Annotated in this window: 19 protein-coding genes; 15 read left to right on the top strand and 4 right to left on the bottom strand. The window is 68.8% G+C overall.

The features are described 5' to 3' along the window. The first annotated feature begins 73 nt into the window (after positions 1-73). The 3 genes from AWC18_RS07420 (at position 74) to AWC18_RS07430 (ending at position 3,577) form a co-directional block, all read left to right on the top strand. Positions 74-1,339, top strand: coding sequence for an aspartate kinase (locus tag AWC18_RS07420; RefSeq protein ID WP_085138285.1), 1,266 nt, complete (start codon positions 74-76; stop codon positions 1,337-1,339). Continuing rightward, positions 1,340-2,386: an aspartate-semialdehyde dehydrogenase gene (locus AWC18_RS07425; RefSeq protein ID WP_085138286.1), complete on the top strand. Its 1,047-nt coding sequence runs from the start codon at positions 1,340-1,342 to the stop codon at positions 2,384-2,386. An 81-nt stretch (positions 2,387-2,467) separates the two neighbouring features. Then, on the top strand, positions 2,468-3,577 hold the full coding sequence (locus tag AWC18_RS07430; RefSeq protein WP_109560017.1) for a DUF4185 domain-containing protein: 1,110 nt from the start codon (positions 2,468-2,470) through the stop codon (positions 3,575-3,577). Here the strand turns inward: AWC18_RS07430 and AWC18_RS07435 are convergent. Then, positions 3,574-4,290 carry a hypothetical protein gene (locus AWC18_RS07435; RefSeq protein ID WP_085138287.1) on the bottom strand — a complete coding sequence of 239 codons (717 nt, stop codon included), beginning with the start codon at positions 4,288-4,290 and terminating at the stop codon, positions 3,574-3,576. The genes AWC18_RS07430 and AWC18_RS07435 overlap by 4 nt on opposite strands. A gap of 281 nt (positions 4,291-4,571) precedes the next feature. Here AWC18_RS07435 and AWC18_RS21425 point away from each other — a divergent pair, with 281 nt between their 5' ends. The 9 genes from AWC18_RS21425 (at position 4,572) to egtE (ending at position 12,931) form a co-directional block, all read left to right on the top strand. Then, on the top strand, positions 4,572-4,919 hold the full coding sequence (locus AWC18_RS21425; RefSeq protein ID WP_064996893.1) for a hypothetical protein: 348 nt from the start codon (positions 4,572-4,574) through the stop codon (positions 4,917-4,919). 81 nt (positions 4,920-5,000) lie between these two features. Then, positions 5,001-5,342 (top strand): hypothetical protein, encoded by a 342-nt coding sequence (locus tag AWC18_RS21625; RefSeq protein ID WP_085138288.1) that lies wholly within the window; start codon positions 5,001-5,003, stop codon positions 5,340-5,342. Between the two features lie 115 nt (positions 5,343-5,457). Next, positions 5,458-6,906 (top strand): catalase, encoded by a 1,449-nt coding sequence (locus tag AWC18_RS07445; RefSeq protein ID WP_064996891.1) that lies wholly within the window; start codon positions 5,458-5,460, stop codon positions 6,904-6,906. Further along, positions 6,899-7,561 carry a sensor domain-containing protein gene (locus tag AWC18_RS07450; protein WP_234806455.1) on the top strand — a complete coding sequence of 221 codons (663 nt, stop codon included), beginning with the start codon at positions 6,899-6,901 and terminating at the stop codon, positions 7,559-7,561. The genes AWC18_RS07445 and AWC18_RS07450 overlap by 8 nt, the downstream gene beginning before the upstream one ends. Positions 7,562-7,625: 64 nt before the next feature. Then, a complete protein-coding gene (gene egtA / locus AWC18_RS07455) occupies positions 7,626-8,912 on the top strand; it encodes an ergothioneine biosynthesis glutamate--cysteine ligase EgtA (protein ID WP_076050079.1) in 1,287 nt (428 codons plus the stop codon). Next, entirely contained in the window at positions 8,909-10,198 is a 1,290-nt protein-coding gene (gene egtB, locus AWC18_RS07460) for an ergothioneine biosynthesis protein EgtB (RefSeq protein ID WP_085138290.1), read from the top strand. The genes egtA and egtB overlap by 4 nt, the downstream gene beginning before the upstream one ends. After that, positions 10,198-10,890: an ergothioneine biosynthesis protein EgtC gene (gene egtC, locus AWC18_RS07465; protein ID WP_085138291.1), complete on the top strand. Its 693-nt coding sequence runs from the start codon at positions 10,198-10,200 to the stop codon at positions 10,888-10,890. Before egtB ends, egtC begins: the two co-directional genes overlap by 1 nt. Further along, positions 10,887-11,852: an L-histidine N(alpha)-methyltransferase gene (gene egtD / locus AWC18_RS07470; RefSeq protein WP_085138292.1), complete on the top strand. Its 966-nt coding sequence runs from the start codon at positions 10,887-10,889 to the stop codon at positions 11,850-11,852. The genes egtC and egtD overlap by 4 nt, the downstream gene beginning before the upstream one ends. Beyond that, the gene (egtE, locus tag AWC18_RS07475) at positions 11,849-12,931 is read left to right on the top strand and encodes an ergothioneine biosynthesis PLP-dependent enzyme EgtE (protein WP_085138293.1); all 1,083 of its coding nucleotides are present in this window, start codon (positions 11,849-11,851) and stop codon (positions 12,929-12,931) included. The genes egtD and egtE overlap by 4 nt, the downstream gene beginning before the upstream one ends. Positions 12,932-12,950: 19 nt before the next feature. Here the strand turns inward: egtE and AWC18_RS21810 are convergent, their stop codons facing one another. After that, positions 12,951-15,305 carry a DUF7159 family protein gene (locus AWC18_RS21810; protein ID WP_085138294.1) on the bottom strand — a complete coding sequence of 785 codons (2,355 nt, stop codon included), beginning with the start codon at positions 15,303-15,305 and terminating at the stop codon, positions 12,951-12,953. Between the two features lie 294 nt (positions 15,306-15,599). Between AWC18_RS21810 and glpK the strand changes: the two genes are divergently transcribed. After that, the gene (gene glpK / locus AWC18_RS07485) at positions 15,600-17,117 is read left to right on the top strand and encodes a glycerol kinase GlpK (RefSeq protein ID WP_085138298.1); all 1,518 of its coding nucleotides are present in this window, start codon (positions 15,600-15,602) and stop codon (positions 17,115-17,117) included. A 50-nt stretch (positions 17,118-17,167) separates the two neighbouring features. Beyond that, on the top strand, positions 17,168-17,836 hold the full coding sequence (locus AWC18_RS07490; protein WP_234806456.1) for an HNH endonuclease family protein: 669 nt from the start codon (positions 17,168-17,170) through the stop codon (positions 17,834-17,836). Positions 17,837-17,845: 9 nt separating this feature from the next. On the opposite strand, the gene AWC18_RS07495 is transcribed toward AWC18_RS07490, so the two are convergent. Both AWC18_RS07495 and AWC18_RS07500 read right to left on the bottom strand, forming a co-directional pair. After that, positions 17,846-18,619: a PadR family transcriptional regulator gene (locus tag AWC18_RS07495; protein WP_085138295.1), complete on the bottom strand. Its 774-nt coding sequence runs from the start codon at positions 18,617-18,619 to the stop codon at positions 17,846-17,848. A 122-nt stretch (positions 18,620-18,741) separates the two neighbouring features. Then, positions 18,742-19,572 carry an RDD family protein gene (locus AWC18_RS07500; protein WP_064997573.1) on the bottom strand — a complete coding sequence of 277 codons (831 nt, stop codon included), beginning with the start codon at positions 19,570-19,572 and terminating at the stop codon, positions 18,742-18,744. A 115-nt stretch (positions 19,573-19,687) separates the two neighbouring features. On the opposite strand from AWC18_RS07500, the gene AWC18_RS07505 reads away from it, so the two are divergent. After that, complete coding sequence (locus tag AWC18_RS07505; protein ID WP_085138296.1) at positions 19,688-20,680, top strand: stage II sporulation protein M; 993 nt, start codon at positions 19,688-19,690, stop codon at positions 20,678-20,680. Positions 20,681-20,691 lie beyond the last annotated feature (11 nt).

Consider the following 20,691-nt stretch of genomic DNA (forward strand, 5'->3'; position numbering starts at 1 on the left):
GGAAGATCCTTCCCCTATCCTTGTTGAGGTTCTATAGAGGCCCGATCAGTTCAGATCGGCGGAAAGGACGACCGTGGCGCTCGTCGTACAGAAATACGGCGGATCGTCGGTGGCCGACGCCGACCGGGTCCGCCGGGTCGCCGAGCGCATCGTCGCGACCAAAAGAGCCGGTAACGAGGTCGTGGTGGTCTGCTCAGCAATGGGCGACACCACCGATGACCTCCTGGACCTCGCGCAGCAGGTCTGTTCGTCGCCGCCGGCCCGTGAACTGGACATGCTGCTGACCGCCGGCGAGCGGATCTCCAACGCCCTGGTCGCGATGGCCATCGAGGAGCTGGGCTGCAACGCCCGTTCGTTCACCGGATCGCAGGCCGGCGTGATCACGACCGGCGCGCACGGCAAGGCCAAGATCATCGACGTCACCCCGGGACGGCTGCAGGCCGCGCTCGGTGAAGACCAGGTGGTGCTGGTCGCCGGCTTCCAGGGCGTCAGCCAGGACACCAAGGACGTCACCACCTTGGGCCGCGGCGGCTCGGACACCACAGCGGTGGCGCTGGCCGCGGCACTGAAGGCCGACGTCTGCGAGATCTACACCGACGTCGACGGCATCTTCAGCGCCGACCCGCGCATCGTGCCCAACGCCAAGCGCCTGGACACCGTCACCTTCGAGGAGATGCTCGAACTGGCCGCGTGCGGCGCCAAGGTGCTCATGCTGCGCTGTGTGGAGTACGCCCGCCGCTACCACCTGCCCATCCACGTCCGGTCCTCCTACTCGGACAAGCCCGGCACCATCGTTTCCGGATCGATCAAGGACATCCCCATGGAAGACGCCATCCTGACCGGAGTCGCACACGACCGCAGTGAGGCCAAGGTGACCGTGGTCGGTATCCCCGACCTGCCCGGTTACGCGGCCAAGATCTTCCGCGCCGTCGCCGACGCCGACATCAACATCGACATGGTGCTGCAGAACGTCTCGAAGATCGAAGACGGCAAGACCGACATCACCTTCACCTGCCCGCGCGACAACGGCCCGGCCGCGGTGGCCAAGCTGGAGTCGCTCAAGGGTGAGATCGGCTTCGCCGAGGTGCTCTATGACGCCAAGGTGGGCAAGGTGTCGCTGATCGGCGCCGGGATGCGCAGCCACCCGGGCGTGACGGCCACCTTCTGCGAGACGCTGGCCGAGAACGGGGTCAACATCGACCTGATCTCCACCTCCGAGATCCGGATCTCGGTGCTGTGCGCCGAAGACGATCTGGACAAGGCTGTCGTGTCGCTGCACGAGGCCTTCGGCCTCGGCGCTGAGGAGACGGCCACGGTCTACGGCGGGACGGGGCGCTGAATGGTTTCCATCGGTGTGGTCGGTGCGACCGGCCAGGTCGGCCAGGTGATGCGCACCCTGTTGGAGGAGCGCAACTTCCCGGCCGACGAGGTGCGGTTCTTCGCCTCGGCGCGTTCGGCCGGGCGCAAGCTGGAGTTCCGCGGCGCCGAGATCGAGGTCGAGGACGCCGAGACCGCGGACCCGTCCGGGCTGGACATCGCGGTGTTCTCCGCCGGGGCGACCATGTCGCGGGTGCAGGCCCCGCGGTTCGCCGCCGCCGGGGTCACGGTGATCGACAACTCGTCGGCGTGGCGTAAGGATCCCGAAGTCCCGCTGGTGGTCTCGGAGGTGAACTTCGACCGCGACGTGCGCGGGAAGAAGTTGGCCAAGGGCATCATCGCCAACCCGAACTGCACCACCATGGCGGCCATGCCGGTGCTCAAGCCGCTGCACGACGAGGCCGGGCTGACCCGCCTGATCGTCTCGACCTATCAGGCGGTTTCGGGCAGCGGGCTGGCCGGAGTGCAGGAGCTGGCGACGCAGGTTCGTGCGGTGCTCGACGGTGCCGAGGAGTTGGTGCACGACGGTGGGGCGGTCGAGTTCCCGGCCCCGAACAAGTACGTCGCGCCGATCGCGTTCAACGTGGTCGCGCTGGCGGGCTCGCTGGTCGACGACGGCTCGGGCGAGACCGACGAAGACCAGAAGCTGCGCTTCGAGAGCCGCAAGATCCTGGGTGTGCCAGAGCTGTTGGTGAGCGGCACCTGCGTTCGCGTGCCGGTGTTCACCGGGCACTCGCTGTCGATCAACGCCGAGTTCGCTCGGCCGCTGTCGCCGCAACGGGCCGCTGAGCTGCTGGCCGACGCCCCGGGCGTGACGCTGACCGACGTGCCGACCCCGTTGGCCGCCGCCGGCGCCGACGACTCGCTGGTGGGCCGGATCCGGGTGGATCCGGGTGTTCCCGACGGGCGTGGTCTGGCGCTGTTCGTCTCGGGGGACAACCTGCGTAAAGGCGCGGCGCTCAACACGATTCAGATCGCCGAGCTGCTGGCGGGATCTTCCGGGTCCTGACGCCCTGCCACGGTGCCGAACGTGCACTCAGCTCGAAAATCTCCAAGATTTTTCGGTCTGCATGCACGCTCGGCGGGCAGTCTGGTGACGGCACTGCTGGTGGCTCTCCCCGGGGTGGCGCACGCCGAGCCCGCGCCGTTTCCGCGTCCGGTGCTGTGGCCGCTGGCGGAGGGCCAGGTGGTGCGGATCGGTCCCAGCGCCGGAACCGGAACGCCCACCGGCGATTACGGTATCGGCGCCACCGACCTGTGCGAGTTCATGGAATTCCCCAGCGCGGTGCTGCAGATCTGCGGGGACAGCTTCGCCGGCCAGGGGGTCGGGTACGGCGGCTGGTATTCGCCGATCGCGCTGCGGCTGGACCCCGATTCGGTCGACGACCCCGACGGGGTGCGCTACACCGGGGTGCTCGGGGTGGACAGGCCGCTGCTGGCCGACCCGTCGCCGGCGGGCGCTACCCAGCTGCCGGCCGGAATCGTCTCGATCAACCGGACCAACTATCTGATGGTCACCACCACCACAATGCTGGTGCCCGAGAGCTCGCGGTTGGTCAAAGCCGATCCCGCGCAACCGGGCTGGCAGACGGTGCCCGGATCGGCGCGGCCCGCCTCCTACCAGGATCACGGTCAGTCCCAGATCAGTGGTTACTACGACCCGATTCCGACGCCGGACTCCGCCACCGGCTGGGTTTACCTGGTGGCCAACAACTTTGACCGCAGTGCGCCGGTGACGCTCTACCGTGTCGCCCCGGGAGACTTCACCGACCGGTCGGCCTGGCAGGGCTGGTCGGCCACCGCGGGGTGGGGTCACCCGCCCACGCCGCTGTGGAACGACCAGATCGGTGAGCTCAGCCTGCGCCAGATCGACGGCAGGCCGGTGTTGTCGTACTTCAACGGCACCACCGGGAACATGGAGGTCCGGGTGGCCTACGAACCGACCGGCTTGGGCACCGCCCCGGTGACCACGGTGGTGCAGCATGCCGAGTGGCCGGACCCTCCGGTGCCCGTGGAGACCCTGCCCTCGCCGTTGGACAACCGGCTGGCCCAGCCCTACGGCGGCTACATCTCACCGGGCTCCACGCTCGACGAACTGCGGGTGTTCGTCAGCCAGTGGAACACCCAGCCGCGAGACCGAGCGCCCTACCGGGTGATTCAGTTCGCGGTGAACCCGTTCAAGCCCTGGTCAACTGATTAACCGGTGAACAGATTCCACAGGCCGGTCCAGAAGTCGGCCAGGCCCTCGCCGTCGTCGAAGAGGTTGGCGTCGGCGTCGGACGGGCCGTACGGGTTGCCCTCCGGCACGTAAACCTGGACGTAGTCGCCGATCGCGGTGGCGGTGTTGTTGCTGCTCCCGTCCCAGCCGGCGTACGCCAAGGCATGCAGCCCCTCGGCGGTGGCGGTGTTGTAGTGGCTGTCGTAGACACCCCACGACTCGGAGGCACCCGCGAAGGCGACGGCGTGGTCGCCGGTCGCGGTGGCCACATTGCCGTTGCCCCAGGCCGCCGTCGCGCTGGCGTGGTCGCCGAGGGCGGAGGCGTAGTTGAATGATCCGGCGCCTCCGGCAAGCGCGATGGCGTCGTCGCCCTGGGCGGAGGCGTAGTTGAAGAAACCGCTCATGGCGTTGGCGTCGGCGAGGTCGCCGTAGGCGAAGGCGAAGTTGCCGAAGCTCGACGACGCCGTCGCGGTGCCCAGGCTCAACAAGTCGATGCCGCTGATCGAGAGCGCGACGTTGAAGCCGTCCGGCAGCGTGGGCAGCGATACCTCTGCCGTGCCCACCGTGGCGACCGCCTCACCGATGTCGGCTGCGGCCCACGCGGCGGCGACGCCCAGTGCACCGGCGCCACCATCGGCCGACTGGGTGCCGGCGGCGGCGAGTGGCGCGGTCGCCAAGGCGGCTCCGATCCCCATGCCCGCAACCAATACACTCAGGTTTCCCACACGTTTCAGGTCTCTCATGATCGTGCCTTTCCTGCTGGTTAAGCCATGATTGGGCGGGTAGTGGCGCCGATGCTATCGGGAATGCCATGTCATATATAGAGATTTTTCCATGGCAATTCTCACTTTTTTCTTATAGGATGATCGGCGGACGGTCGCCACGTCGGGCCGCACGTTCTACCGGGAAAGGGCTCATAGCTGATGCATAGCCAGGACCTAGCGGTGTCTGGTGTTGCCCCCGGAGCATGCCAAATATGAGCGCACCATCTGAGATCACAACCACCCCACCCACCCCTCCCGCGCCGGCGGGTGAGGCCAAGCCCTATTGGCTCTACCGGCTCGCAGCCTGGGTCGCGATCGTCGCCGGAGTCGTCTTCATCGTGTCGTCGATCTTCTTCGCCGGCGTCTGGTTCAGCCGCGGCGGACCGGGCGGACATCACCACTGGCACGGGCCCCACGGGCACTTCGGCCAGCACGCGATGTTCCACAAGGGCCCCCATCGCGGACCAGGGCCGATGTGGCCCGGACCTGAGCAGCGCGGACCCGGTGAGCCGCCGCCCTCGGTGAGCACCCAGTCGCCACCACCCCCAGCCGGCCGGTAACCCGGTCCGGCCACGAGCAACCGGCCGCCGCCCCTCCCGAAGGGCGGCGGCCGGCGTCGTTGTCGGGCATGATGGATCGGTATGAGCGAGTCGCCAGTTCCCAACCCACCGCCTCCTCCACCACCTCCGCCACCACCGAACCGGCTGTACCAAGCCGCGGCCTGGGTGGTGATCATCGCCGGGACCGTCTTCGTGGCCGCCGTCATCTTCGGCACCGGGGTCTACCTCAGCAACGGTGGTTGGCACGGGCGTCACCACCACGGGCCGTGCATGATGCATCACGGTCCCCCGATGGGCCCGGGATTCGGTGAGGGACCGGAGTGGCCGGGCTTCCGGACACCCGGGCCGGGTAACGGTCCCGGCGGGCCCGGCGGGCCGCCCCCGCCGCCACCCACTCCGCCGACGGCGCCACCGCACCGCTGATCTTTCCAAGCTGCCGAGCATGCGGCCTCCGCTGTGACGCTGCCTGCACGCTGGTCGGCGGTCTGAGTCAAACGCATTGAGACCCAAGCTCTTGAGTACAAGAGGAGACACGCAGATGACCGAGCGCCACACCACCACCGATGCCGGAATCCCGGCGCCCAGCGACGGTGAGTCGCTGACCATCGGCCCGGATGGCCCCATTCTGTTGCAGGACCACTACCTGATCGAACAGATGGCGATGTTCAACCGGGAGCGCACCCCGGAACGCCAGCCGCACGCCAAGGGTGGTGGGGCATACGGGCATTTCGAGGTCACCGCGGACGTCACCCGGTACACCAGGGCTGCGGTGTTCGCGCCGGGCGCCAGGACCGAGACGCTGACGCGGTTCTCCACCGTCGCCGGTGAGCGCGGCAGCCCAGACACCTGGCGAGACCCGCGTGGTTTCGCGACGAAGTTCTACACGTCTGAGGGCAACTTCGACCTGGTCGGCAACAACACGCCGGTCTTCTTCATCCGTGACCCCCTGAAGTTCCAGCACTTCATCCGTTCCCAGAAGCGGCGCGCGGCCAGCAACCTGCGTGACCACAACATGCAGTGGGACTTCTGGAGCCTCACACCGGAGTCGGCTCACCAGGTCACCTGGCTGATGGGCGACCGCGGCATTCCGAAGACGTGGCGCCACATGAACGGCTACTCCAGTCACACCTACAGCTGGATCAACGCTGCCGGCGAGATCTTCTGGGTCAAGTACCACTTCATCAGCGACCAGGGCGTGGAGTTCCTCACCCAGGAGGAGGCCGACCGTCTGGCCGGCGTCGATGCCGACTACCACCAGCGGGACCTCTACGAGGCGATCGAGCGTGGCGAGCATCCGAGTTGGACGCTGAAGATGCAGATCATGCCGTTCGAGGAGGCAAAGACCTACCGGTACAACCCGTTTGATCTGACCAAAGTCTGGCCGCATGGCGACTACCCGCTGATCGACGTCGGCAAGCTGACCCTTGATCGCAATGTCAGCGACTACCACAGTGAGATCGAGCAGGCGGCGTTCCAGCCCAACAACATGGTGCCCGGCACCGGTCTGAGCCCGGACAAGATGCTGCTGGCCCGAGGCTTCTCCTACGCCGACGCGCACCGGGCCCGGATCGGAACCAACTACAGCCAATTGCCGGTCAACGCACCGAAATCAGAGGTGCACAGTTACTCCAAGGACGGTGCCATGCGGTACGTCCACGCGACGGACCCGGTGTACGCGCCGAACTCGATGGGCGGTCCCAAGGCGGACCCGGCCCGCGCCGCCGAAGTGCGCTGGCACGCCGACGGAGACATGGTGCGCGCCGCGTACACGCTGCGCCCGGACGACGACGACTTCAGCCAGGCGCGAACCCTGTACCGCGATGTCCTCGACGACGATGAGCGCAAGAGGTTGGTCTCCAACATCGTTGGACACGTCTCGGCCGGTGTCACCGAGCCGGTGCTGTCGCGAGTGTTCGAATACTGGCGCAATGTCGACCCCGAACTGGGCAGCGCGGTGGAGGCGGGGGTGCGGGCCAACCTTGCCTGACGGCCGACGGGCCGCCGCAACCCTGCTGGCGGGACTGGGACTGGCCGCTGCCGGTGCAGCGGTCGCGCCGGTCGCCGCAGCAGGCCCCTCCGAACCCGGCGTGGTCTCCTACGCCGTGCTGCCGAGGGGATCGGTCGGCAACATCGTCGGCGCCCCGATGGGCTTTGAATCCGTCTCCGGCGAGCCGTATCAAGCCTTCTGGGTCGACGAGCCGGCATGCAACAACTGGGCCGACATCGGCCTGCCCGAGGTCTACAACGACCCCGACCTGGCGTCGTTCAACAGCGCCGTCACCCAGACATCAGCCACCGACCAGAGACACTTCGTCAAGCAGGCGGTGGGGGTGTTCGCCACCGATGCAGCTGCCGGCGCGGCGTTTCACCGTGTCGTCGACCGCACCGTCGGCTGCTCGGGACGCACCACCGCGATGCACCTGGACAACGGAGCCACGCAGGTCTGGGAATTCAGCGGCGGGCCGGCCACGGCAACGGACTTGGCCTGGAGCAAGCAGGAGGCCGGCACCGACCGGCGCTGCTTCAACCAGACCCGGCTGCGGGCGAACGTGTTGTTGCAGGCCAAGGTCTGCCAGTCCGGCAACGCCGGCCCCGCGGTGAATGTGCTGGCAGGGGCGATGCAGAACTCTTTGGGTCAGTGATCCTGGGTCTTCGTGTCGCCCCTCTCCGGTAGCGTCGGAAAGATCGACGGGCGGAGGGGTTGATATGGGGTTCGCCGCGGCGACGCAACTGTCCCGCGGAGATGAATCCTGCCTGGGCGGCCCCGAGCTGTCCGGTGCTGCCGAGGCGGCCGACTACATCACCGAACGGTGCCTCACCGACGCCCCGCACGGCCGGGTGGGCCTGGAGATCGAGGCGCACTGCTTCGACCCGAACGACCCGCATCGACGGCCCAGTTGGGCGGAGATCGGTGACGTGTTGCGCTCGCTGCCGGCCCTGCCGGGTGGCAGCGTCGTCACCGTCGAGCCGGGCGGCGCTGTGGAGCTCTCCGGCCCACCGCTGACAGGCGCCCTCGCCGCGATCGACGCGATGGCGGCCGACCAGGCGGTATTGCGAGCGGCTTTCGCCGACGCCGGCCTGGGTCTGGTGCAGCTGGGAGCCGACCCGCTGCGGCCCACCGAGCGGGTCAACCCCGGTGAGCGCTACGCGGCCATGGAACAGTTCTTCGCGGCCAGCCACACCGGTTCGGCCGGTGCGGCGATGATGACGGCGACGGCGTCGGTCCAGCTCAATCTGGACGCCGGCACACGCTCCGGTTGGGCCGACCGGGTCCGGCTGGCGCACGCGCTGGGCCCGACGATGGTCGCGATTTCCGCGAACTCCCCCCTGCTGGCCGGCGAACCCTCCGGATGGCGCTCCACCCGGCAGCGGGTGTGGAGCCGGCTGGATTCGGCGCGCTGCGGTCCGGTACTGGGCCTCGACGGCACTGACCCCGCCACCGACTGGGCGCGGTACGCGCTCAAAGCTCCGGTCATGCTGGTGCATACGCCCGAAGCGATTCCGGTCAGCCGCTACGTTCCGTTCGCCGCCTGGGCCGATGGTCGAGTGCGGCTCGGCGGCCGTCGCGCCGGGGTGAAAGACCTCGACTACCACCTGACCACCCTGTTTCCCCCGGTGCGCCCGCGCGGTTGGCTGGAGATCCGCTATCTGGACTGCGTCGATGACACCCTCTGGCCGGCACTGGTTTTCACCCTGGCCACCCTGCTGGACGATGCGGTCGCCGCCGACAGCGCCGCCGACGCCGTCGCACCCGTCGCGACCGCCTGGGACGTCGCCGCCCGGATCGGCCTGGCCGACCCGCGCCTGCATGCTGCCGCCGAACGGTGTGTGGGCCTGGCCGCTGACCGCGCCCCGGAATGCCTGCGCGACGGGATGGATCGGCTGGCCGGCATGGTCGAACGAGGCCGTTGCCCGGCCGACGACGTCACCGAAGAAGTGGCCCGCGTCGGCACCACCGCGATGGTTACCCGATTGGCGCGCAGGCAGTTATGACCACAGCCGATATTCTGGCCCGCGACCTGACCCGGGCGCGCCGGCGCACGCTGGCGCTCGTCGATTTCGACGACGCAGAGCTGCACCGCCAGTACGACCCCCTGATGAGCCCACTGGTCTGGGACCTGGCCCATATCGGCCAGCAGGAGGAACTGTGGCTGTTGCGGGATGGGGATCCCGCACGGCCCGGCCTGCTGCCCCCGGATGTCGAGGGACTCTACGATGCCTTCAGCCACCCGCGGGCCAGCCGCGTAGAGCTGCCGCTGTTGGCGCCCGAGCAGGCCCGAAAGTATTGCGCCACGGTGCGTTCCAAGGCCTTCGACAAGCTGGAGTCTCTGTCCGGTGCCGCGGGAGATCGGCGGGACGGATTCGTGTTCGGCCTGGTGCTCAGCCATGAACACCAGCACGACGAGACCATCCTGCAGGCGCTGAACCTCCGTGCCGGTCCACCGCTGCTCGGCGTGGGCGGTGGCCTGCCGGCCGGGCAGCCGGAGCTTGCGGGCACCTCGGTGCTGGTGCCGGGCGGTGCATTCGTGCTCGGCGTCGACGCCACCGATGAGCCCTTCGCGCTGGACAACGAGCGCCCCGCGCACACCGTCGAGGTGGCCACGTTCCGGATCGGCCGGGTGCCCGTCACCAACCGCGAATGGCGGGACTTCATCGATGACGGCGGCTACCGGCAGCCACGGTGGTGGAGTGAACGCGGCTGGCGTCACTGTGTGCAGGCCGGATTGACGGCGCCGCAGTTCTGGGGTCCCGATCATCGATCCCGGGTCCGGTTCGGCCACGTCGAGGACCTGCCCGACGATGAGCCGGTGCAGCATGTCAGCTACTTCGAGGCACAGGCGTACGCCGCATGGGCCGGCGCTCGGCTGCCCACCGAGATCGAATGGGAGAAGGCCTGCGCCTGGGATCCGGTCGTGGGCGCGCGGCGTCGCTATCCCTGGGGGGCCGCCGATCCGTCGACCGACCTGGCCAATCTCGGCGGCGGCGCCCTGCGACCGGCGCCGGTCGGGGCCTACCCGGACGGGGCGTCGGCCTACGGCGTGCAGCAACTCCTCGGTGACGTCTGGGAATGGACGAGTTCGCCCCTGCGGCCGTGGCCGGGCTTTTCTCCGATGATCTACCAACGCTATTCGGAGCCGTTCTTCGGCGGCGACTATCGGGTGCTGCGCGGCGGGTCGTGGGCTGTCGCCCCCGAGATCCTGCGGCCCAGCTTCCGTAACTGGGACCATCCCTATCGGCGGCAGATCTTCGCCGGTGTTCGACTGGCCTGGGACGTCTGATGTGTCGGCATCTGGGCTGGTTGGGCAGGCCGCGGTCCCTGGCCGAGTTGATGCTGGATCCGCCGCAGGGCCTGCTGGTGCAGTCCTACGCGCCCCGCCGGCAGCAGCACGGCCTGCTCAACGCAGATGGTTGGGGCGCAGGATTTTTCGACGGCCAGGTGCCGCGACGGTGGCGCAGCGCGGCGCCGCTGTGGGGCGACGGGTCGTTCGCCTCGGTCGCCCCGGCGCTTTCCAGTCACTGCGTGGTGGCGGCGGTGCGTTCGGCCACGGTGGGGATGCCGATCGAGGCCAGTGCCACCGCACCGTTCACCGACGGCGGTTGGCTGTTGTCCCACAACGGCGTGGTCAACCGCGATGTGCTGAAAGGCGCCGAGGGTGCCGAATCGGTCTGTGACAGTGCCGTACTGGCCGCGGCCCTCTTCGCCCGCGGGGTGGAGTCGTTGGGTGAGGTGATCGCCGAGATCGGTGCCGCCGATCCGGCGGCTCGACTGAACATCCTGGCCGCCAACGGTTCCCGGATGTTGGCGACGACCTGGGGAGACACCTTGTCGATGTTGCACGGAGCCGATGGCGTGGTGCTGGCCAGTGAGCCCTACGATGACGACCCACGCTGGGTGGATATCCCAGATCGCCATCTGGTGGAAGCGCACGACGGCGAAGTCCGTGTCACCGCGTTGGGGGCGGCGCGATGACGGTGACGATCGCCAATCACCTGGCCGCCGACGCGGCGCGCTCCGCACTGCGGGAGGACGTCCGCAACGGCCTGGGCCAGCAGCCGAAGTCTTTGCCGCCCAAGTGGTTCTACGACGACGTCGGCAGTGACCTGTTCGACCGGATAACCCGGCTGCCCGAGTATTACCCGACTCGCGCCGAGGCGGAGATCCTGCGAGCGCATTCGGCCGAGATCGCGCAGCTTTCGGGTGCGGACACCCTGGTCGAGCTGGGCAGCGGCACCTCGGAAAAGACCCGGATGCTGCTGGACGCACTGCAGGAGGTCGGCGCGCTGCGCCGGTTCATCCCGTTCGACGTGGACGCCGGGGTGCTGGAGACGGCGGGGGAGGCGATCGCCCGCGCCTATCCCGGCGTGCGGGTGGACGGTGTCTGCGGCGACTTCGAGCACCATCTGGCGCAGATCCCCGACGGGGGCCGGCGACTGTTCGTGTTTCTGGGATCGACCATCGGCAACCTGACGCCGGGCCCGCGCGCGGAGTTCCTGGCCGACCTCGCGGCTGTGATGCACGACGGTGACGGCCTGCTGCTGGGCACCGACCTGGTCAAAGACACCGGCAGGCTGGTGCGCGCCTATGACGACGCGGCCGGGGTGACCGCCGCGTTCAACCGCAACGTGCTCGCGGTGGTGAACCGTGAGCTCGACGCCGACTTCGACCTGGATGAGTTCGCCCATGTGGCGCGCTGGAATTCAGCCGAACAGCGCATCGAGATGTGGCTGCGGGCCGGCCGCGCCCAGCATGTCGTGATCGGCCAGTTGGACCTGGCTGTCGATTTCGCGGCTGGTGAAGAGATGCTGACCGAGGTATCCTGCAAATTCCGTCCGGAGCAGGTGGCCGATGAATTGGCGGCCGCAGGTCTGCGGCTCCGACGCTGGTGGACCGACGCGGCAGGCGATTTCGGCCTGTCACTCGCCATCAAATGAGCCTCGCTGACAGCTGGCGCGCCGCGCGCCCACCCGCCGCTGGGCTGCACCTGGACAGTGCGGCCTGCTCACGGCAGAGCTACCTGGCACTCGACGCCGCGGCCCGACATGCTCGTCGCGAAGCCGAGGTCGGCGGCTACCTCGCCGCCGAGGCCGCTGCGCCGGTGCTCGACGCCGGACGCGCCGATTTCGCCGCCTTGACCGGTATGGCCGCAGCCGACGTGGTGTTCACCACCGGGTCGCGGAATGCATTGGACCTGTTGTTGTCCCGATGGCCGGGAACGCAGCGCACCGTGGCCTGTCTGCCCGGCGAATACGGCCCGAACCTGGCGGTGATGGCGGCTCATGGGTTCAGCCGGCGCACGCTGCCGGTGGACCACACCGGCCGCGTGGTGCTCGACGAGGCGGCGACCGCACTGGCCGCTGACCCGCCGAGCCTGGTGCACGTGACCCCGGTCGGCAGTCACCGCGGGCTGGTGCAGCCCCTGGCCCAGCTGGCAGATATCTGCCGCGACCTCGGTGTTGCGCTGGTGGTCGACGCGGCGCAGGCCCTGGGCCAGATCGACTGTGCCGTCGGCGCCGATGCCGTCTACTCGTCGTCACGCAAGTGGCTGGCCGGGCCGCGTGGGGTGGGGGCGCTGGCGGTCCGGCCGGAGTGGGCTCACCTGGTGGCGCCCGGCCCGGCCGCCGGTGACGTCAATGTGGCTGCGCAGGTGGGGTTCTGCGTGGCGCTGAGGGAGCACCGGGCAGCAGGGCCGGCAGCGGTTCGGGCTGCGTTGGCCGGCGTGGGTGCCCGGAGCCGACGGGTGCTGGCTCAGCTGCCCGGCTGGCGGGTGGTCGAACCGCCCGACGAGCCGAGCGCCATCACCACCGTGGTCCCGCCGGCCGGTATCGATCCGGTGGACCTGCGTGCGTGGCTGATCGCCGAGCACGGCATCGTCACCACCGCAGCCGGTGTCGAACGCGCGCCGCTGGAGCTGACCGTGCCGGTGCTGCGGATCTCACCGCACGTCGACACCACCTCAGACGACCTGGAGGTGCTCGCCGCGGCGTTGGCCGATGCGCCGCACGGCCGATGAAAGCCGTTCTCGGCGAACGCTAGTGGCCGAACAGTCCGCCGCCCCGGCCGCCGAACAGGCCACCGCCGCGGGACCCGCCGCCGAACAGTCCGCCGCCGCCCCCGCCGCCGAACAGGCCACCGCCTGGCTTGCCGCCGCCGAAGATTCCGCCGGGGTTGCCGCCACCTCCGAAGATTCCGCCCGGCTTGCCGCCGCCTCCGAAGATGCCGCCGCCTATCTTGGGCATCGAGGGTGCCTGCGGTGCGGGCAGCGATGGCATTGATGGCAGCGACGGTGCCTGGGGCGCGGGCAGCGATGGCATTGATGGCAGCGACGGAGCCTGCGGCACGGGTAGCGACGGCATTGATGGCAGCGACGGTGCCTGCGGTGCGGGCAGGGATGGCAGCGACGGCGCCTGCGGTGCCGGCAGCGAGGGCAGCCAGGGTGCCTGCGGTGCCGGCAGGGACGGAGCTTCGGGAACGGGCAGCCCGACCGGCGGTCCTGCATTCGGCACCTGAATCGGCAGGTTCGGCAGCTGAATCCCCGGGTTGGGGTTGACGGCGGGTGCGTCGGGAACCTTGACCGGCAGCTCAGGCAGCTGGATGCCCGGGTTGGGGTTCACGACGGGAAGGTCCGGCACCTGGGCCGGCGGATCCGGCAACTTCACCACCGGCGGGCTTGGTTTGACCACCGGGATCTCGGGTTTGACGATCGGTGGTTTGGGAGTCACGACCGGCACATCAGGTTTGACGACCGGGGGCTTCGGGTTCACCGCCGGGATCTCAGGCTTGACGACCGGTGGTTTGGGATTCACCACCGGGACTTCAGGTTTGACCACCGGCGGGTCGGGGAGCTCGACCGGCGGGTGGGGCTTCACCACCGGCGGTATGGGCTTCACGATCGGCGGATGGGGCTTGATCACCGGGGGATGAGGAAGCTCGACGGGAGGCTTGGGATTGACCACCGGGGGTTCGGGTTTGACTTCGGGTGGCTGCGGCTTGACCACCGCCGGTTTCCCGGGCACTCCCCACAGGCGGGACAGTTCGGTCAGGCCCGTCAGGATGGGCCGGTGCGGGGCGGGGGCCAGGAATGGCGCCAAGAGCAGGGGCGACGGCGTCGGCGCCTCCGGGAGGTGCACGGGCGGCGACGGCGGAGCGAAGACCGGGGCGGGAACGAATATCGGCCCGGTAGCTGCCCCGACCGTAACCGACTGTGGCGCCGGCAGATCAGGCGTCGGGAGGTCCAGCGGTACTGGCGCCGGCAGATCGGGGACCGAGGGGAGGTTCAAGTGCGGCAGCGGAATCGAGTCCGTTGGTGGTTGCCCCATGACCGGCGGTTCTCCCCCGTACGGCTCCGCGGCGGGCACCTGCAGGTTCGGAGCCCGGTGCGGAAGGGTCAGTGCGCGGCCCAGTTCCGGCCGCAACGCGACCAGGTTGGGGGTGATGTCCAACGTCATGGACACCATCAGCGCCGACGCCGCGGCGAATCCGGCCGATGCCAGCGCCGCACTGGCCACCAGCAGCGGGCGCCGGGGCGGCTGCCCTGCCGGGGCGAAAATCTCGGTGGGAGCCTCGGCCTCCTCGTCGGGCACGGCGCTGTAGGCCAGATCGCCGGCATCAAAGGTGGGGACGTCGTAGTAACCCAGATCGATTGCCCCAGAGGCGGGTTCCTGGGTGTAGGCCAGCGCGGCAGACCCCGCGTCGACACTGACCAGGCGGGCCGATGCCAGCGCCGCGCCGCGGGCCAGAGCGGCGCGCGACTCCGTCGGCTCACACACCTCGAGGTCTGTCGTCGCCTCCAGCCGCGGCCGCAGCGCGGTGGAATCTCCCTCAGAGCAGATCAGGAACAGGCCGCCGGGCTCCGTGTGGGCGGCGTGGAGCCGATCGGCGACCGTGTCGACCGCCGCGGTGGCGTCGCCGTCATCGAGGGTCTGCCGAAATATGCGGGTGACGGTGCCTTCGGTGCAGTCGATCACGGCGAGTGTGGCGGTCGCCGACTCGACGGACAGCAACCCCATCTGGTCGCATCCGACCGTCTGTCCCAGGTTGTGGGCCAGGCTCGCCGCCGCAAGCGTCGGGGAGACCAGAGTCACGTTCTTCAAGCTGTCGAGGGCGCCGCCGGACAGCCGCGAACTCAGCGCGGCCTCGTCGAGCGGGTCGGTGACCGTGACACCGGTCGACACCAGCTTCAGACCCGCGGAGTGCGCGGCGTCACGCGCCCGCAGGATGGCCGCGATCAACGCGTCGACGGCGGGGAAGTCGACGGAGTCGTCGGAGGGCACATCAAAGCTGAGCTCCTCCAGCGTGACGCCGTCCCCGCGCTCTCCGCAGACCAGCACGGTGTGGATGGTGGTGGGTGCGCTCGATGCAAGTGCCACACCGAGGACGACGTCCATTGCTACTCCGATTCAGTTCTGACCTGCACGTGGTCGGCCACGGAGGTTGGTGGGGGTCCAGACATCGGCGGCGTTCCGACACCGTTTGTTCACCATCACGAGATCCAATCGCGATACTTCCAAATATGCGGCACAGTGAATGAATAACGTCTGATGGATTCGTGAAAAATGTCTAATATTGTGGACTGACCTGCCCCGGCGTCACGATCCTGCCGCGTAGCGCCACCCCGCGCCGATCAGGTGCGCCATGATGGACGCGGCACCGACCGGCACCGGTATGGACAGGAGTCAGACTTGGCCGATTTCGTCGCGTCGATCGACCAGGGCACCACCAGCACCCGCTGCATCATCTTCGATCACGATGGTGCGGAGGTGGGTCGCCATCAGCTCGAACACGAACAGATCCTGCCCCGGGCCGGCTGGGTGGAACACGACCCGTTCGAACTGTGGAACCACACTGCGGCCGTGCTGGTCTCGGCGCTGAACACCACCAAACTTCACGCTTCGGATCTGGCGGCGCTGGGCATCGCCAACCAGCGTGAGACCACGGTGGTGTGGAATCGCAAGACCGGTCAGCCCTACCACAACGCGATCGTGTGGCAGGACACCCGAACCGACGCCATCGCCGCGGCCCTGGAGCGTGACGGCCATGGTGAGGTGATCCGGCGCAAGGCCGGGTTGCCGCCGGCCACCTATTTCTCCGCCGGCAAACTGCGGTGGATTCTCGAGAACGTCGAGGGTGTGCGTGCCGATGCCGAACGGGGCGAAGCGCTGTTCGGCACCTGCGACACCTGGGTGCAGTGGAACCTGACCGGGGGGCCGCGCGGCGGCGTCCATCTGACCGACGTCACCAACGCCAGCCGCACCATGCTGATGAACCTCGAGACCCTGGACTGGGACGACGAACTGCTGGCATTGTTCGCGATCCCGAGGGCGATGCTGCCTCGCATCACCGCGTCATCGATACGACGTCGGCATGCGGTGACCGCGAGCACCGGCCCGCTGCGCGGCGAGGTGCCGATCGCCGGAGTCCTGGGTGACCAGCAGAGCGCCATGGTCGGCCAGGTGTGCTTGTCGGCCGGTGAAGCGAAGAACACCTACGGCACCGGAAATTTCCTGCTGCTCAACACCGGTGAGCAGATCGTCCGCTCCGACAACGGGTTGTTGACCACGGTCTGCTACCAGTTCGGCGACGCCAAGCCCGTCTACGCCCTGGAGGGCTCGATCGCGGTCACCGGCTCCGCGGTGCAGTGGCTGCGCGACCAGCTGGGCATCATCAGCGGGGCCACCCAGATCGAGAGCCTCGCCCGACAGGTCTCCGACAACGGCGGGATGTACTTCGTGCCGGCGTTCTCCGGCTTGTTCGCGCCGTACTGGCGTTCGGATGCGCGCGGCGCGATCGTCGGGCTGTCCCGCTTCAACACCAACGCGCATCTGGCCCGGGCCACCCTGGAGGCGATCTGCTACCAGAGCCGCGATGTGGCCGAAGCGATGGAGGCCGACTCCGGTGTGCACCTGGACGTCTTGAAGGTCGACGGCGGTATCACCGCCAACGATCTGTGCATGCAGATCCAGGCCGACGTGCTCGGGGTCGACGTGGTCAAGCCGGTGGTGCCCGAAACCACCGCGCTGGGCGCGGCGTACGCCGCCGGATTGGGCGTCGGATTCTGGAAGGGGCCCGAGGATCTGCGCGCCAATTGGCGTGAAGACAGGCGCTGGACCCCGAACTGGTCGGAAGACCAACGCGCCGAAGGCTATGCCGGGTGGCGAAAGGCCGTGCAACGCACGCTGGACTGGGTCGAGCTGCCCTGAGAAGGGCCGCACGCGGGTGGCTGCTGCCCGCCGCGCTGGTGGTGTTGATCGTGGTGACCGCCGTGGGCTGGGCATGGTGGCAGCAGTCGTTGTCACAGTCGTCGGGATCCGCGCCGGTGCCGCCGCCGACATCGAGTGCGGTACCGCTGAACTCCTATGACGACGCCCGGAGCATGCTCGAAGCGCTTCCGGTCAAGGGCTGGGATCGCGAGAGGGACTTCAAGCGCTACCGCTTCGGTGAGCGGTGGAGCGACGACGTCGACGTCGAATTCGGCCACAACGGCTGCAATACCCGCGACGACATCCTGCGCCGCGACCTGGCCCAGGTTGAACTGCGACGCGGCACCTGCCTGGTCCAGCGCGGAGTCCTGCACGACCCGTACTCCGGGGAGATCATCGCCTTTGTCCGTGGCCCGGAGACGTCCGAGGCCGTACAGGTCGACCACGTCGTGTCGTTGGCCGACGCCTGGTACAAGGGAGCGCGAGCCTGGGACGACAGGCGCCGTCGCGATTTCGCCAACGACCCGCGCAACCTGCTCGCGGTCGGCGCCCAGGCCAACTTTGACAAAGCATTCCGCGACGCCGCCGGCTGGCTGCCGGCGAACGCCGCGTTTGAATGCGAATTCGTAGCCCGCCAGATCGTCGTCAAAACCGCATACGGACTGTGGGTTTCATCGAACGAGAAGACCGCGATGCACCGGGTCCTTCAACACTGTTGACGGTAGGGATCAGTCGGTTTCGCCGAGGATCCCGTAGATCTCCTTGCGGGCGCCGTTGATGATGTCGACGATGCGCTGCTGCTGTTCGGTCGTGGCCGCCTGCCCCGCCTGTGTGACCGCACCGAACAGCTGGCGGGCCGCGGTTCGCAGGTTGATCTGGCCCGGGTCGGCGCCGTCGGCGATCTGCTCCCACGGTGGGGTCTCGATCGACTCGGCGACCCCGCGGCCTTCCTCAGTCAATTCGAATAGCCGCTTCTTGCCATCGGTTTCGGCGCCGGTGATCAGCCCCTCATCGACCAGCATCTGCAAGGTCGGATAGACCGATCCAGGGCTGGGACGCCACAGCTGCTGGCTGCGTTCGGCGATCTGCTGAATGATCTCGTAGCCGTGCATCGGGCCCTCGGCAAGCAGGGCGAGGATGGCCAGGCGCACGTCGCCGCGCCGGCCGCGATTGCCGCGGCGGTGTCCCCGATGCCCGCCCGGACCGAACCCGAAGCCGGGACCGCCGGGTCCGAAACCTGGGCCGAACCCCGGACCGAATCCGTGCCGACAATCCGGGCCGAATCCAGGGCCGGTGGCCTCGTGGCCGGACCCGAAGCCGAACGGCGCACAGTGCTCGGCGGCGTGGTCGCGCAACTGCCTGCGGAACTCGCGCCGCGCCTGCCGGCGTGCGATATGTGCGGCCCGGCGCTGCGCTGGCGTCGCGGGGCCGAAACCGAAGCCGACGTGGTGGCCGGCCTCTGCGCTGACGTGTCCGCTGGGTGAACCAAAGGAGCTGTTCATGGGTACCTCGTTTGGGACGGGGGAGCGTGCCTCGCTCCCGATACAGTCACGATATATCGAGAACTATCGTGATGCAACGATAAGCCGGACCGACAGACGGACCGGCTGGTATCGGCGGCGCGCTAACTCGGGGGAAAGAATCCGCCGGCATTCGGCGGTGGCCACGGTGTTGGAGGCGGCGGGAAATGCGGCCCGGGCGGCGCGACCTGAAGCCGCGCCAGCTCGCGTTGATGCCGTTCAGCCAGCACCGCGGCCAGCACCAGCTCGGGCGGGGCGTCGGGGGGCGGTGGTGGCGAGATATGCGCAAGCACATCTCCGGAGATCCGGTAGGCCATCATCTGCCGGGTATGCGGGTCAAGCTGCGCGGCGCGGCCCAGGAATTGCCGTGCCAGTTCGGCGGATTCGGCCCGCAGGCCCGACAGCTGCAACGTCGACGCCCACCAGGCCAGCCCGGGCGGCATCATGGGCGGTGGAGTCGAAACCGGCGCGCGTTCGCTGATCACCACGGTGCCGGCGAAGATGTCGCCCAGACGCTTTCCGCGCGGCGACAGCAGGCTGCAGATCACCGCGGGGCTACCGGCCAGTCCCCAGATCTCGATGACTGCGGCCAACGCCCGAAAGAGTGCCTGCCGGAAGCGTTCCGGGCCGCCGTCGTCGGAGACCACCCGCAGGCCCATCGCCATCTTGCCCAGCGACCGACCCCGCGTGGCGGTTTCCATGATCACCGGGTAACCGACCAGGAGCAGCACCGCGAAGATGATCATGATGGCGGTGGTCAACGCGTCGTCGAACCGGCCGAGTGTGGTGGCCCACAGCACGATCGCGCACAGGTAACCCACCACCACGACGGTGATGTCGATCAGCGCGCTGACGGCGCGCACCGGCAGCTGCGCGATCGCAATGTCGAGGACGACGGCGTCGCCGGTCACCAGCTCGGGGCTGCGGTTCGACATAGGTCAGACGCTACTCGGCTGAACTGCTGCGATCGAGGCGCTCACGGCGGAACGTGCGTGAAGCGACCGGCGGCAACGGCTTCGCCGGCGCGCAGTCCTCGCTAGGCTCGGCGACGTGGATGTCGACGCCTTCGTGCTGACCCATCGGCCGACCTGGGATCGGCTGGAGTCGCTCGTCAAGCGTCGGCGGCGGCTCTCCGGCGCTGAGGTCGATGAGCTCGTCGACCTCTATCAGCGGGTGTCCACCCACCTTTCGGTGTTGCGCTCGTCGTCATCGGATGCGGCGCTCATCGGCCGACTCTCCGCGCTGGTGGCGCGGGCACGCGCCGCGGTCACCGGTGCGCATGCGCCGTTGGCCTCGGAGTTCATCCGGTTTGTGACGGTGTCCTTTCCGGTGGTCGCGTACCGCGCCTGGCGGTGGTGGCTGGGCACCGCTGCGGTGTTCCTGGCAGTGTCGGCGATCATCGCCTGTTGGGTGGCCGGCAGCCCGGACGTACAGGCGGCGATCGGCACACCCGCGGACATCGAGCGGTTGGTCAACCACGAGTTCGCCGCCTACTACAGCGACCATCCGGCCGCGTCCTTTGCGCTGCAGGTCTGGGTGAACAACGCCTGGGTGGCTGCTCGCGCCATCGCGTTCTCGGTGCTGCTGGGCCTGCCGATCCCGGTGATGCTGTTCGCCAACGCGGCCAACGTCGGGGTTGCCCTGGGGCTGATGTTTCACGCCGGGCGGGGCGGCTTCATGCTGGGACTGCTTGCCCCGCACGGACTGCTGGAGCTGACCGCGGTGTTTTTGGCCGGCGCGGTGGGCATGCGGCTGGGCTGGACGGTGATCGCCCCGGGTGATCGGCCGCGTGCCCAGGCGCTCGCCGAGCAGGGCCGCGCCGTCGTCGCGGTCGCCGTGGGGTTGATCGTGGTGTTCGGCGTGGCCGGGCTGCTCGAGGCGGGGGTGACCCCGTCGCCACTGCCGACCTGGATGCGGATCGGGATCGGCGTGGCGGTCGAGGCGGCGTTCATCGCCTACGTGGTGTACTTCGGACGCAAAGCGGTGGCCGCCGACGAGACCGGAGACATCGCCGACGCCCCCGACGTCGTCCCCACCACCTAGCCCCCACCCCC

It is taken from the genome of Mycolicibacter nonchromogenicus, assembly GCF_002101775.1.
GTDB classification, from domain to species: domain Bacteria; phylum Actinomycetota; class Actinomycetes; order Mycobacteriales; family Mycobacteriaceae; genus Mycobacterium; species Mycobacterium nonchromogenicum.